Below are 15,028 nucleotides of genomic sequence, written 5' to 3' on the forward strand. Positions count from 1 at the left end.
AACGAACAAATAATTCGTTAGTTTATGATACGTAGATGGCGTTGGTTATATTTTACATCCATCCGGTTGGTTAATAGTATAACAGCAAATTAGTAAACACTAATAAATGCTGTTGATTGTTAATACTGCTTAAAAGTGTAAAATTTTAGTAATATAACGTCTTTTTAAGTAAAAATTATACCTGGATGCGTTGCTAATGTAAGTACAAATACATAAAAAGCCAAAAATCAATTAATTATTGCGCTATAATAAAATGGCAACGAGCAGAGTTTTATATCTTTGCAGCTTTAAAATTTACCTGTTTAATGCATCTACATAAATACGTCCTGCCATTTATATTGTCTTTATTTATCCTGCAAAATGTAAATGCGCAAGTACAGGTAGATACCACAAAACGTTACCAGATCAGCCCAAAACGCGAGTTTAGGGGGGTATGGATAGCGACCGTTGAAAATATAGACTGGCCAAAGCCAAAATCAACTGTTGACGAACAAAAGCAACAGCTTACCGACATGTTAGATGCGCACCAGGAAACAGGGATCAACGCGGTATTCTTCCAGGTTCGCCCGGCGGCAGATGCATTTTATGCCAAGGGAACCGAACCATGGTCCAAATGGTTGATGGGTAAACAGGGTGTATCGCCAGACCCGGTTTATGACCCGCTTGAATTTGCAATTGATGAAGCGCATAAACGCGGTATGGAGCTGCATGCCTGGTTCAACCCTTATCGTGCTACCAATGATAGCAAATACAGCCAGCTGAGCCCTAATCATATTACCAACTTAAAACCGGAATGGTTTTTCACCTATGGCGGACAGAAGCTCTTTAATCCCGGTATTCCTGAGGTGCGGGAGTATATTATCCACATTATTTTAAATGTGCTGGATAATTATGATGTGGACGGTATCCATATGGATGATTACTTTTACCCATACCCGGTTGACGGGCAAAGCATACCCGATGCGGCTACTTTCGCAAAATACGGCGCAGGCTATGATAATATAAAAGACTGGCGCCGCCACAATGTGGATACGCTGATAGAAATGTTAAGCGATAGCATTGGCAAACATAAACCACGTGTTAAATTTGGTGTTAGTCCGTTTGGGATCTGGGCCAATCAATACCAAAACCCCGAGGGTTCCGCTACGCATGGCGGCTCGTCTTATTACGAAAACTATGCCGATGTGCGCAAATGGATGGAGGAAGGTTGGATTGATTATGCTGTGCCGCAGGTTTACTGGTCGCGCAGCAGTCGTGTAGCTAATTTTGATACTTTATTAAACTGGTGGAGTAACAATACCTTTAACCGGCACTTATACATTGGGCAGGCGGTATACCGTATTGCCGAAAGGTCAAAGGCATCGATCGCATTTAAAAATCCATCGGAACTTCCTAATGAAATGCGTGATCTTCGGAATAACCCGCGTGTACAAGGGAGTGTGTTTTTTAGCTCAAACTCGCTAACAAACAATTTTGGCGGCTTCGCCGATTCGCTGGCCAGTAACTTTTACAAATACCCGGCCTTGCCGCCGGTAATGCTCTGGCTGGATTCGATACCACCTAATGTGCCGCAAAACGTGGTGGCGCATTTAGTGGGCAATATGGTTAACGTAACATGGCAAACCCCATTGCCGGCATTGGATAAGGAACCGGTTTATGGTTATGTCATCTATCGTTTTGAAGGTGCGGAAAAGATAGATATTAATAGTCCGAGTCATATTTTGCATATTGCCTATAATAATTCCACCAACTACCAGGATAAAACAATACAAAAAGGGAAGACGTATCTATACATTGTTACGGCTCTGGATAGGTTGAAGAATGAGAGTGACCGATCGCCGAGTATTGCTGTGGTGGTTCCGAAATAGATTTGATTTAGAACCTCCTTAATAGGAACGAAGCAATCTGTATGCTGCACAGAGAATAGCTTATACTTTTCAAGGTTAGTACTTTAGTCTTGCCTCCTGATTCTTTCCAACTAACTATTCATAACCGCGCCGCAATTAATATCAATAGCCTGCCCGGTAATGGAACTTTGATTAACCAGGTAGGTAACCAGGTCGGCTATTTCTCCAGGTTGGCTCATGCGGCGTAAGGGTACACTTTGCATGGCTATATCATAAAACTCCTGTTTGCTGATGCCTATGCCATCGGCTATCCCTTGCAGGCCTTGTTGTGCCATATCGGTGTCAACCCAACCGGGGCAAATGGCATTAACCAAAATATTTTCAGGGGCGAATTGCACAGCCCAGGAGCGCATTAAACCTAACAAACCGGCCTTTGATGCGCAATAAGCGGAGTAATTAGCCACGCCCAACCGCGCTAAAACGGAAGAAGTTATCACAATTTGTTTAGCCTCATCAGCCTTACGTATTAACGGTAAAAAGGTATTTATAAAATTATAGGTGCCGGTTAGGTTTGTGTCGATGATCTGTGCCCAGCGGTCGGTATCGCCCCATTGATTTTCGCCGCCAATGCCAGCATTGGCGATAAGGCCATTGATGGATATGTTATTTAGCTTTTCGAATGCGGATTGCAGACTTTCCTTACTGCGGATATCGGCTATCAAAACTTGATTATTGCCTTGTTTAAGCGTATTCAAAGTTTGTTGCAGCTGTTCTTTACTTCTACCCAACAAAATGCAATTATTCCCATCTGCTGAAAGTTTTTGTGCTATAGAACGGCCAATACCACTGCCCGCGCCACTGATGATGTAGGTTTTGCTCATGATTTTATGAGGTAAATTTATAAAAAAATGTAATTGCGGGAAGGGGCAACGAAGCAGGTTGTATCTTTTTTAGATAAGTTAACCTCTTGCCTGTGTACTCACAAGCAATTTTTAAATTTTATGATTGTTTGTGAGTATACTAACAGTGGGTAAAATAATTATGTTCGGGATTATAGGGAGAAAATTTTAACTCATTATAAATCGAGCAATCCCCTTTCTTTTAATCTCCCTAAGTAAATATCAATTTCCATATCGCCCATGCCATAGATGCTTTCAGTTTTCCAGAAGGCTTCGTATATGCCCGATTCATCCCGGATGCCGGAATTATAAATATCCAGCAGGATTTGTTCAATATGGTTTAGCCCTTTTGTGTTTACGGTAGACCGCTTAACATGGGCCAATAACGCATTTTTCAGGAAGTGCAGGTTCGCCCAGTAATTGTTTTCGTGCAGCCATTGGTTCAATGCATCAATATTGTTGGCAGTGTAATATTTCCAGGCTTCGGTGGCTATGTAAAAATCGGGTTCGCCCAGTTGTACGCGGATATTGTCGTACAAATATTCCAATTGCTCGCCATTCAATTCACCCATGCCCCTAAAATTATCCATGCCGGGAAAACTATCCGGACAGATCAAAAATATACCCGGGCCGGATAGATTAGTTTGTTTTCGCAGCATCATGATCACACCCAGCATGTTTACCTGGCAATGCAGGTCGAACTCAAACCATAGGTTTATCTCCTGGTAGGGATCGCTTAACATACTCAGGTGATTGATGACTTTTTCCTCGTAATCATCCGGGGCATCCTCAAAGGCTTTGGAGATCCATTCAACACGCTTTTTCCAAAAACTGCCTGATGAAATATTCTTTTCCACCGGGCCTTGCGAAAGTACCTCGCGCCAAACCAAAATATCGCCATTGAGGCTGGTATCTTCAAAGCCGTTCAGTGTACCATCGCCGTTAAGGATGTGTAGTATATTTTCCATTTGTTGATGAATATAGAATTAAAACAAAGGAGGTAATGTTTTGATGCGGTGTAGCGGGAATATTACTTGAAACTTAACACTTTGCATTTAGTTCTTATCTAAATGGGGACCCATTCGCGCTAATCCAGTAATGCCTTTAAATTATCCAATGTATCTGCTTCTTCTTTTGGTTTATCATGCCGCCATCGCAAAATACGCGGAAAACGCAGGGCGATGCCAGATTTATGCCTTGTTGAGCGGTTAATTCCCTCAAAACCTATCTCAAAAACCAGCTCAGGCTTTACGGTGCGTACCGGGCCGAATTTTTCGAGTGTATTGCGTTTGATGAAGTAATCCACCTTGTTGATCTCTGCATCGGTTAAACCGGAGTAGGCTTTGGCGAATGGCACCAGCTTGTCCCCATCCCAAACAGCAAAAGTGTAATCGGTATACAGATCAGCACGGCGGCCGTGGCCCTTTTGGGCGTAGATCATCACTGCATCCACCGATAACGGATCGATCTTCCATTTCCACCAATCGCCACGTCGGCGGCCAACCTGGTAGGTGGCGCTTTTGCGCTTCAGCATAATGCCCTCGGCTATCATCGCCCGTGATTGCTCGCGGATGGTTTCCAGTTCCGTCCAGTTGTTGAATTTAATGAGTTCAGATATGCGGAATGTTTCGGGGTATGGTGTATCAGCCTGCAAACCTTCTAAAATTACCCGCCGTTCCGATTGTGTTTTGGTGCGAATATCCTCACCCTTAAATTCCAGGCAATCGTAAGCAATAACCGCAACCGGGCTTTCCTCTAATATTTTTTTGTTCAGATTTTTTCTGCCGATACGTGTTTGCAGCACGTTAAATGGCATGGGTAAGCCATTCTGAAAGCTGAGGATCTCTCCGTCTATTACCGTTCCATCGGGCAAAGCGTTCAGAAATGGATGTAGTTCCGGAAATTTATCGGTCGAAAGGTCCTCGCCACGGCTCCAGATGAAGATCTTACCCTCCCGTTTGATCATTTGCGCACGTATGCCGTCCCATTTCCATTCTGCCTGCCATTCTTCTGCATCGCCTAAAGAAGATTCAATTTCTTCGGCTGATTTTCTTTTCTCCGATGTTTCCTGTATCGGGTAGGCCAGAAAGAAAGGGTAGGGGCGCGATATATCATCGGCGGCTCCGCTTTCCTGTATCAGTTGCTCGTAGGTATAAGTTTCAGGCATCCAGTTACCCATAATCCGGTGGGTGATGGTGGCGGCGTCCAGTTTGGTAATATCAGCCAAAGCCTTTACTACCAGATTTTGCGATACACCCACCCGGAAACTGCCGGTCAGTAATTTATTAAATACAAAGCGTTCCTGGCTATCCAGCATCGCCCATGACTCTAATAACCATTGTTTGCGCTCTTCTTCGGTTTTTGGTCCCAGGGTATTTAGTTCCGCAATCCATTCGGTAAGTGTTTTGTTGCTGCTGTTGCTGCTTTGGGGCATCAGTAGCGCCATTGTTTCGGCAAGGTCGCCAACTACATGGTAACTTTCCTCAAACAGCCAGGGCGGGATGTTTGAAGCCTCCACCGCCCAATGCCTAACATTGGTGGCATTGATAATTCGCTTCGGTTTTCGCCCGGTAAATAATGCCAGCATGTGCATTTTATCCGTATCAGGAACGCTGTTAAAATAATCCTTTAAAACCTTAACCTTTTCATTGGTCTTATTGGTTTCATCAAGCGAGAGGAAAAGTTGCGCAAACGCCTTCATATGGCGCTCCCCTCTTCTGATGTTACCGGCTCTTTGGCAACGCCGTCTAAAGTTTCGCCACCCGGTAGGTTAGGGTTTTCCTCTTCCTCGCCTCCATAAAGCGTATGTACTTCGTGGGCATCAAAACCTATCTCGTTTAAATACCTGGTGAAAGTGGCGGTGTAGCCGTGGGTAAGGTAAACGCTTTCGCAGCCGGTAGCATCAATGGCGCTGATGAGGCCATCCCAATCCGCATGGTCCGACATGATGAAACCCCTGTCGGCAGCCCGGCGGCGTTTTGCCCCGCGAAGCGCCATCCATCCCGAACAATAACCAAAACTATATGGGCCGAACTTCCGCATCCAAGGCGTACCAACCGATGAAGGTGGAGCGATGATAATGCCTTTTCTTACTTCTTCTTTTGGCGTATCGGAAGTGATCCTTGTAGTTGGATTTAAGATGATACCATTGCGCCTGAGCGCTTCGTTGGTATTTTCGATTACGCCATGGGTATAAACTTTACCATTTGATAGATTGAGGTTTTGCAGGATACGCTGTGCCTTGCCTAATGAATAACCAACGATGACTGTTGCCAGCCCATTTTGTAAATTATTATGCCACCAATTATTTACATCCTCAAATATCTGCACCTGCGGTTTCCATTGATAAACCGGCATGCCAAAGGTACATTCCGATATAAAGTGATGGCATTGCACCGGCTCAAAAGGTGTAGATATACCATCATCCTCAGTTTTATAATCACCGGATACCACCCAGGTCTCACCTTTATATTCGACCTTGATTTGCGCCGAGCCGATCACGTGCCCCGCAGGATAAAGCGTAACATTAACACCATTTTTGTTGATGGTTTCGCCGTACTCAATAGTTTGCAGGTTGATCTCGCCCAGACGATATAACAAAACCTCGCGCGATAAGTGATGCGCCAGGTAATGTTTATGCCCCCAATAAGCGTGGTCTGAGTGGGCGTGGGTAATCACCGCGTCATCAACCGGTTTCCACGGGTCGATATAGAATTTACCGTGTGCACAGTAAATGCCTTTGTCGGTAAATTCAAGCAGCGGTTTTTTAGCCATGTAGAATAAACCGCGATGAAGGGTTTTTGTTTAGAAGTAGGAAGTAAGATACTTGGCGAAGAGTTAACTCAGCGGATCTAAAGAAATAACTTCTAAAACAGGGGATTTAAACAACAAATCCCGGCGGAGCCAGGATTTGTTGTAGTTATTATTTTGAGAATTGTTGAGGCATTGCTTGCGTGACCTTACCATTGATATTGATATAGTCGGTCATGATTTGCCCGGCTTCTATTTTCACAAAATCCAGGTCTTCATTTTTAGGCTTAGGGTCTCCTTTTTTCAATGGTTTTAAGCCTAAAGCTACACGGCGTAAATTTTCACGCTCAAATGATTTTTGTTCGTCATCATCACGTTGTTTTTTAAGCTGTGCTTCGTTCAGCGTGATCGACCTTTCCGCATCGTGCTCTTTAAAGTCAGCTACATCCTGTAATAAATATTTGTAGCTGTCGCTGGTGCTCATTCGGGCATCATGCAGTTTTCTTAATTGAGGGATAACCGGACTCAGGTTGCCTGCTTTAACATAATCGCTTGCCGGGATCACATCAAAAGGCATTGCCGATGGCTCAGTATCTTCGCCGTATTTGTCTAAAGGAATAACTGATGGGAAAGTAATATCAGGTGTAACACCATGGCGCTGCGTTGAGTTGCCGGTTATGCGGTAAAACTTAGCGATGGTTAAATTTAGCTGGCCAAAAGTACTAACCGCGCCTGTAGGGCGGCTTTTTGCTACACCAACAACTTTAGATACCATATCTGCCAATGATGGGTCGATAACTTTATCCAGTTCAATTTCTGTTTGTACCGAACCTTTACCATAGGTTTGGGTTCCTAATACTACTGCACGGCCGTAATCCTGTAAAGCTCCGGTAAAAATTTCGGATGCCGACGCACTGAAACGGTCAACCAACACAGCAAGCGGGCCTGCATAAGAAATAGACGGATCATCATCACTGTCAACCTCAATTTTGTCGCGGGTATCTTTTACCTGTACAACAGGGCCATCTTTTATAAATAAGCCGGTTAATGATATCGCTTCAGATAATGAGCCACCGCCATCTTCGCGAAGGTCTAATACAATACCATCAACGTTTTCATTTTTTAATGAATCCAATATTAATTTAACATCGCGGGTAGTGCTGTGGTAGTTAGCATCACCGGCTTGCTGCGCATTGTTATCCACATAAAATGCAGGAATATCAATAATACCTATTTTAACAATTTTGCCATTGCTGTTATAGGTTCGGATTTCCTTTTTAGCTAATTCATCTTTTAAAACGATTTTTTCACGAACCATTTCAACAATTTTGATCTTGCCACTTGCGCCCGAACCTGCAGGTAAAACTTGTAATTTAACTACCGTACCTTTTGCGCCGCGTATCAGGGCAATGGCATTATCAATTCTCCATCCTACTATATTCTGAAATTCACCGTCTTTTCCTTGTGCAACACCAACAATGCGGTCGTCTGCTCCTAATTGACGGCTTTTATCAGCCGGCCCGCCCGGTACCACGCTTTTGATAGTTACATATTCATTTTCGGAGCCTAATGTTGCGCCGATACCTTCTAATGAACGCGACATTTCCATGTTGAACTGTGCCGCATTAAAAGGGTTAAAGTAGTTGGTATGCGGATCTACAGCTTCAGTAAATGCATCCATAAATGTTTGGAACACTTCCTGGTTCGATAGCTTATTTGATTGCGATAAAAGATCCTGGTAGCGTTTCTTTAAAGTTTCTTTATTCTTAGCCATATCCGGGTTGGCTATTTTAAGATTTAAAAGATCGTACTTAACGCGTTTAATCCACAGCTCATTCAATTCTTTTTGCGTAGCAATAAATGGCAGGTCCTCGCGGTCATAAGTAAAGGTTTCATCCTTGTTATAATCAAAGTCGTCATTAATGTGTGCCAATGAGTATTTGATCAGATCGAGGTAACGCTTTTGAAAAACGTTGAACATATAGAAAACATCATTCAAATTACCGGCTTTCAAATCATCATCTAACTGGTATTTAAAATTATCAAATGCTTTTACATCTGATGCTAACAGGTAATTATGATCAGGATCGAGTTTTTTAATATAACGCGTGTAAACCACAGCCGAAAGTGAATCATTCAGATTAACCTTTTTGTAATTGTATTTTGAAATTAATGATGCAACCTCTTTACAAACCAAATTTTGGCGTGCATCGGGCTGCAGATCATTTGAACCATCAACCTTAATTGGTTTTGATGGGGCTGCATGGCATGCTACTGCGGCACTCAGTACTAATACGAAATATAATTTCTTGAACATATCTTTTAGAGTATTTAAACGGGGATTAAAATAAAACATCAATACTTGTGCCTAATGTGAGTTGCTAACGTAAATAAAAAAGGATCATTTAGAATTGACCGCAATTTAGAAATGCCAATATTACAATAATGTTTGAATTTATAGTAAGTAGACGGGCATTTTACTTAATTGTTACAATCCTGATATATATTAGTCTACTTTTTTATTTGGGGTAATCAGGGCATCAGCGGCGTAGCGCCATTCGGCTTTTGTAAGTACCGGTTTAAATTGTTGTACAAATTTTAGTTCTTTTTGTATGTCGGAAATATTGGCAAGCAATCCTTTTAACTGGGCCAGTTGCTGAGCTTCGGCAAGGTCTTCCTGTGCCTTTACCGGGTCGCCCATATTGGCTTTAACAATGGCCAGGTCCATTAAATTTGACAACGTAAGCCTATCATTATTTTGCTGGCGCGAAATATTATTGCTTTGCAGCAAAAACCACATCGCCTCAGAAAAGCGTTTTTCCTTGATATAAAGTTTGGCCAGATCGCTAAAATTATAGCTGGCGATATCATATATCCTGAAACGCATATTGTGCTGGGCCACCTTCATAATGGCTGACTCCTGCAGTTCAATATCATATTCGCCTTCGAGCGAAATATTTTTTGGCAATTTTGGTTTTGCCAAAGCCATAGCGGGAAAATTTTTAAAAGGGTGATTTTGTTTAAGCGCTATCTGCGGGTAACGAACATGCTTTTTAAAGCTGATATTAAACAGATCGGAAAGCTGGGCAGATGCCGATAAACTGATGCCTACAGATAATACTACTACTAAAAGAAATTTCATTTATTTTCCCTGAGGTTTAAAAAATTACTTAACGGGCAATTGTACGTAATTAATATACGGCAAGTTAGTTATTATTACAGGAAAAAGCAATATTATATTGATTTGACAAATAATCAGGCAAAAACCTCGGTTTGCTTTTCATCATGTAAGGCCCAAACCATGTAAGGGTGAGTATCAGCATGATAGATGTCTCCGGTTGCAGAGATACCGATTACCCCTGCAAAGCCATCAATTGGCTTAAGCTCGTCAAGGGTTTTTTCAGTCGCTGCCGGTAATGTAAAACCATCTGTTACCCGTGTAACAATTTTAGTAGCTACTGCTCCGCTCACAATATCCTCGCCCACACCTGTACAGGATATGCCTGCAAACTGGTTGCAATAATTACCAGCGGCAGTTGCAGAATCACTCACACGGCCGGGTATTTCAAAGCCTTTACCCCCGGTTGAGGTACCGGCTGCCAGGTCGCCGTGCATATCCATTGCCACGCAGCCAACTGTACCTAAACGGATGGAATCGCTTAGTTTTTTCTCGTATTCCCAGCGGCGCTGCGGTATTTCGGGGTTGTAGTATTTAAAGCCATTGTCGCGGGCATAGGTTAGTGCACCCCTGCCGCTTAGCACCTTATCTTCTTGATCCATTAGCTTACGCGCGATGCATATAGGATTTTTAACATCTTCGATATTGATAACACCGGAAAATCCCAGCGTTTTGCCATCCATTAATGAGGCGCTCATCCGTATTTTACCATCACTCTGAATTTGTGATCCGGTACCCGCGTTAAAAAGGTCGCAGTCCTCCAAAAGTCGTACGGTATAAACCACGGTTTCCAGCGCGGTATGTGCGGCGAGGTGCTTATAGCCCAGCTGTACAATTTCCTTCAATGCTTCCTGCTTGGCTTTTTTAACCTCCAGGTTAGTACCCGATTCGCTAAAAAACCCACCGTGAATGATTAGTTTCATGCTTGTTAGATTAAGCCCTCTCTTCCTGGGAGGGTTGGGAGGGGATTATTATTTATCAGCCTTTATAAACACCCCGTCTTCTACTTTAACAATCTTTTTGATGAGCAGTTTGTTTTGTAACAGGTCGTATTTATCATAAATGGACATGACATGCACTTTCAGGTTCTCGATGGAGACAGGTGCTCCGATCTCCACATCGTAAATATTGGTTTCTACCATATTGCGGCCATCTACCAAAATGATTAACCCGGAGCCGATGGCTTCCATCATGCTGCCTTCGGTGATCAGCAAGCCTGCATCCTCGCCTAATCCAATCCCTAAAATACCGGGATTACTGGCAACGGCATACAGTAAACGACCGATCCTGCCGCGCTGCACAAAATGCGTATCCACAAAAACAGAATCGATAAAACCAAGTCCCGCGGTAATTTGTACATGGCCCTTGATCAGCGCTTCGTTGCTCGAGCCACGATAGATCATGTGTGCCGAAGCTGCCGCCGCGCCTGCCGAAGTGCCGGCTATTACAAAATGCTCATTTTTATAACGTTTTTTCAGGATCTGCAAAAACTCGGTCCCGCCAAAAATTGCGCTTAAACGCAGCTGGTCGCCACCACTAAACATCACTACATCCGCTTCGCGGATGCGTTGCAAGTATTCTTTGTTAGCCGTATCCTCACGGTTACGGATATCCAGGATGTTAACATTGGTAACATTTAAATGGTTAAACGCGCTGATGTATTCGGTGCTTACCAGTTCAGGTATCTGCGATGCGGTAGTGATAACCTCAATCTTTGATCCTTCCTGATGAGTGGATTCAGTAATGATGCGCTTCAGGATCCCGGTTTCAAAAAACTTAATATAATTAGGCTGCAAAATATTTTCCTGAGCGCTGATATTACTGCCCATATCAACGGCTCCTCCAATTATGATCAGTTTTCCTTTTGGGACACTCATGTTAGTTTATTTAGTTTTAAGTGGTTGATCCGGTTGATTAAGTTAAGTGGTCAATAGGTTCTACGTTTATAACTATTTACTCAATCAACTTATTCAACTAAAACAACAACTAAATACAAATTAAAATAAAAAGTGGCATAAAGGCTATGCTTATTTGTTAATAGTGGCATGTTTTTATGCACAATTGCCGCGGTGGTGAATCCTCCGGCTACGCTGCGCCGGACAACCTCTCTTTGCCTGCGACGCAAAGAGATGGAAAACATTTGAACTTCGCACTCTTTATAGCTTGCGGGAGAGCGGGCAGATGAAGCGGCTGAGCGGGGATCGGGTGAATCATCTACACCTTTCATAATATTTTATTTTTTACCATCAAAAATCTTGTTAGCTTGTTACGGTTTTAGATTTAGTAAATTTAAGCCCTTTTAACACAGAACATCCTTTTTATGAAGATTGAAAATATACAGGTATTGCGTGGCCCGAACATATGGAGTGGTAGCCGTAAAAAACTGATACAAATGCGGTTAGACCTGCAGGAACTTGAACATAAGCCTACCAATGCCATCGACGGGTTTTATGAGCGATTGAAAGCGCTTATCCCCAGCTTATACGAGCACCGTTGCTCGCCGGGTGTACCGGGTGGGTTTTTTCAGCGGGTTATAGCCGGTACCTGGATGGGGCACGTAATTGAACACATCGCTTTAGAGATCCAAAGCCTTGCCGGGATGGATACCGGTTACGGCCGTACCCGCGAAACTAAAACGCCCGGCGTATACAATGTGGTGTTTACTTACCTGGAAGAAAAAGTAGGCATTTACGCTGCTGAAGCATCGGTAAAAATTGCCGAAGCTTTGATCACAGGTGAAGCATATGATTTGGAGCACGACATCCAGCAGATGCGCGAAGTTCGCGAGGCTACCCGTTTGGGCCCTAGCACAGGGTCGATCGTGGAGGAGGCTATTGCCAGGGATATACCCTGGATCAGGCTGAACAACCAATCGTTAGTGCAATTGGGTTATGGAAAAAACCAGGTACGTTTCCGTGCTACCATGACCGAGAAAACAAGCAGCATCGCGGTTGATATCGCCAGTAATAAGGAAGAAACCAAACGCCTTTTGCAGGAGCAGGCCATCCCGGTTGCTAAAGGTATTACCATATCATCAACCGAGGGTGTAGATGAAGCCATCCGCAAAGTTGGTTTCCCGTTGGTGTTTAAACCATTGGATGGTAACCACGGGCGTGGCATATCTATCAACATCCGAAACAGGGAAGACGCGGTTGCGGCTTACGAGTTTGCTTCCAAAATATCGCGCAAGGTAATTGTAGAACGTTTTGTGACCGGCTATGATTTTCGTGTTTTGGTGATCGATAACAAAATGGTGGCTGCCGCCCTGCGCGATCCTGCGCATGTGAAAGGCGACGGTACATCAACCATACAACAATTGATCGATATTGAAAACACCGACCCACGCCGCGGTTATGGGCACGAAAATGTGCTGACTTTAATAACGGTCGACCGGGATACGCTGGATCTGTTAGAGAAAAAAGGTTATACTTTAGACACCGTTCCCGCCGCCGGCGAAAAGGTATTTGTAAAATCAACAGCCAACTTGAGCACCGGCGGAACATCTATTGATGTAACCGACCACGTGCATCCGCAAAATATATTCATCTGCGAACGCATCTCTAAAATTATCGGTTTAGATATTTGCGGGATTGATATTATGGCGGAGAATTTAACCGAGCCATTAACCGAAAACGGCGGTGTTATATTAGAAGTGAATGCCGCGCCGGGTTTTCGCATGCATATTGCACCAAGCGAGGGTTTGCCGCGCAACGTGGCGGGCCATGTGATAGATATGCTGTATCCGCAGGGAAAATCGTCACGCATACCCATCATCGCGGTAACAGGCACCAATGGTAAAACTACCACAACCCGTTTAATTGCGCATATAGTTAAAAATACCGGGCACAGGGTAGGCTTTACCACTTCGGATGGTATTTATGTACAAAATACCATGCTGCTGAAAGGCGATACCACCGGCCCGGTAAGTTCTGAGTTTATTTTGAAAGATCCGACGGTGGATTTCGCTGTGCTGGAAACAGCCCGCGGCGGTATCCTGCGTTCGGGATTGGGCTTTGGTTTTTGCGATGTAGGCGTGATTACCAATATCCAGGAAGACCACCTGGGCCTGGCGGATATTCATACTTTGGATGATTTGACACGCGTTAAAAGCGTCATCATCAATTCAGTTAAAAAGGATGGCTGGGGCGTGTTGAACGCTGATAACGAATATTGCGTTCGCATTGGTAAAAAGGCGGATTGTAACATCGCTTATTTTAGCAGGAACGAGAATAACCCGGTGATCAAATCGCATTGCCGCAAGGGCGGGATCGCCTGTATTTTGGAAAATGGCTTTATTACCATAAAAAAAGGTGATTGGAAGATCCGCGTACAACGTGTTTCACTCATCCCGATCACCTTTGGCGGAACGGTTTCGTTCATGATCGAGAATGCGATGGCGGCTACGCTGGCTGCCTTTGTATATGGCTTTAAAACCGAGGACATCAAAACCTCGCTGGAAACCTTTATACCGTCTGCTTCACAAACACCGGGAAGGATGAATATTTTTGATTTCAGGGATTTTAAATTCATGATCGACTTCGCGCACAACCCGGATGGTTTCCGCGGGATCAAAGAGTTTTTAGGCCATGTTGATTCTCCGCTCAAGATCGGCATCATAGCCGGGACCGGCGACAGGCGCGATGAAGATATCCGCGAGTTAGGCAAGCTATCGGCAGAAATGTTCGATTACATCATCCTCCGCCAGGAAAAACATTTGCGCGGCCGTACCGAAGAAAATATCCTGGACCTGCTGCGCGAAGGGATATTGTCCGTTGATACCAACAAGCAGTTCGAGGTGGTATCCAAAGAGATTGACGCCATTAAACATGCCATGAGCCTTGCCCGCCCAGGTACCTTTATTGTAGCCCTGAGCGATGTGGTTGATAATGCCATTGAAACCGTGCAAAATTACCAGGAACAGGAACGGAACGGGTTGTTTAATGTGTAAATGTTTCACAAATGGATGTAAAATAAAAGCACATTAAATTACCTGACCGAAACAGCTATTAATTGGAGCGGAACATACGTAAACAACACTGAAACAAACCGAAACAGGCCATAACAGGTAAAATAAACCGAAACAAGCCCGAACATGTAATTCATTGCAAATCATTGAGTTATATATTTATGCCTGTTTCACTTGTGAAAAGGTTTTTAGTGTAATGAGCTTATTAATAATTCAGTATTATTTGCCTGTCAGGCTATGAAACAATAATTATCAATGAAAAATAAAACTCACTGACTGGAAATTATCGAGCCCCTCAGTATCTCAGTTGGTAACTAAAGTCTACAGGTAAAGCCAGTTTATAACTGATGGTAAGCAGTTTTAGTTTTCGCAGGGTCTCTCGAAGAGG

Annotated in this window: 11 protein-coding genes; 2 read left to right on the forward strand and 9 right to left on the reverse strand. The window is 43.7% G+C overall.

Annotation, left to right across the window (positions count from 1 at the left end; translation table 11 throughout):
• Positions 1–305: 305 nt before the first annotated feature.
• A complete protein-coding gene (locus tag ACYZ0U_RS05030) occupies positions 306–1,868 on the forward strand; it encodes a glycoside hydrolase family 10 protein (protein ID WP_461450475.1) in 1,563 nt (520 codons plus the stop codon).
• A 110-nt stretch (positions 1,869–1,978) separates the two neighbouring features.
• Here the strand turns inward: ACYZ0U_RS05030 and ACYZ0U_RS05035 are convergent, their stop codons facing one another.
• The 9 genes from ACYZ0U_RS05035 to ACYZ0U_RS05075 all read right to left on the reverse strand — a co-directional run bounded on the left by ACYZ0U_RS05035 (position 1,979) and on the right by ACYZ0U_RS05075 (position 11,901).
• A complete protein-coding gene (locus ACYZ0U_RS05035; RefSeq protein ID WP_461450477.1) occupies positions 1,979–2,728 on the reverse strand; it encodes an SDR family NAD(P)-dependent oxidoreductase in 750 nt (249 codons plus the stop codon).
• Between the two features lie 194 nt (positions 2,729–2,922).
• Positions 2,923–3,714: a DUF1835 domain-containing protein gene (locus ACYZ0U_RS05040; protein ID WP_461450479.1), complete on the reverse strand. Its 792-nt coding sequence runs from the start codon at positions 3,712–3,714 to the stop codon at positions 2,923–2,925.
• 119 nt (positions 3,715–3,833) lie between these two features.
• Entirely contained in the window at positions 3,834–5,447 is a 1,614-nt protein-coding gene (locus tag ACYZ0U_RS05045) for an ATP-dependent DNA ligase (protein WP_461450481.1), read from the reverse strand.
• Entirely contained in the window at positions 5,444–6,520 is a 1,077-nt protein-coding gene (locus ACYZ0U_RS05050; RefSeq protein WP_461450483.1) for a ligase-associated DNA damage response exonuclease, read from the reverse strand. The genes ACYZ0U_RS05045 and ACYZ0U_RS05050 overlap by 4 nt, the downstream gene beginning before the upstream one ends.
• A gap of 148 nt (positions 6,521–6,668) precedes the next feature.
• Positions 6,669–8,813, reverse strand: a complete 2,145-nt coding sequence (locus tag ACYZ0U_RS05055; RefSeq protein ID WP_461450485.1) for a carboxy terminal-processing peptidase — start codon at positions 8,811–8,813, stop codon at positions 6,669–6,671.
• Positions 8,814–9,002: 189 nt separating this feature from the next.
• Complete coding sequence (locus ACYZ0U_RS05060) at positions 9,003–9,638, reverse strand: hypothetical protein (protein WP_461450488.1); 636 nt, start codon at positions 9,636–9,638, stop codon at positions 9,003–9,005.
• Between the two features lie 113 nt (positions 9,639–9,751).
• On the reverse strand, positions 9,752–10,597 hold the full coding sequence (locus tag ACYZ0U_RS05065) for an isoaspartyl peptidase/L-asparaginase (protein WP_461450490.1): 846 nt from the start codon (positions 10,595–10,597) through the stop codon (positions 9,752–9,754).
• Positions 10,598–10,645: 48 nt separating this feature from the next.
• Entirely contained in the window at positions 10,646–11,551 is a 906-nt protein-coding gene (locus ACYZ0U_RS05070) for a cyanophycinase (protein WP_461450492.1), read from the reverse strand.
• Between the two features lie 89 nt (positions 11,552–11,640).
• Positions 11,641–11,901: a hypothetical protein gene (locus ACYZ0U_RS05075; RefSeq protein WP_461450494.1), complete on the reverse strand. Its 261-nt coding sequence runs from the start codon at positions 11,899–11,901 to the stop codon at positions 11,641–11,643.
• A gap of 93 nt (positions 11,902–11,994) precedes the next feature.
• Here ACYZ0U_RS05075 and cphA point away from each other — a divergent pair, with 93 nt between their 5' ends.
• Positions 11,995–14,622, forward strand: coding sequence for a cyanophycin synthetase (gene cphA / locus ACYZ0U_RS05080; RefSeq protein WP_461450496.1), 2,628 nt, complete (start codon positions 11,995–11,997; stop codon positions 14,620–14,622).
• Positions 14,623–15,028: the final 406 nt, after the last annotated feature.

The sequence above is a fragment of the Mucilaginibacter sp. genome (genome assembly GCF_965225845.1).
In the GTDB taxonomy this organism is placed as follows: Bacteria; Bacteroidota; Bacteroidia; order Sphingobacteriales; family Sphingobacteriaceae; genus Mucilaginibacter.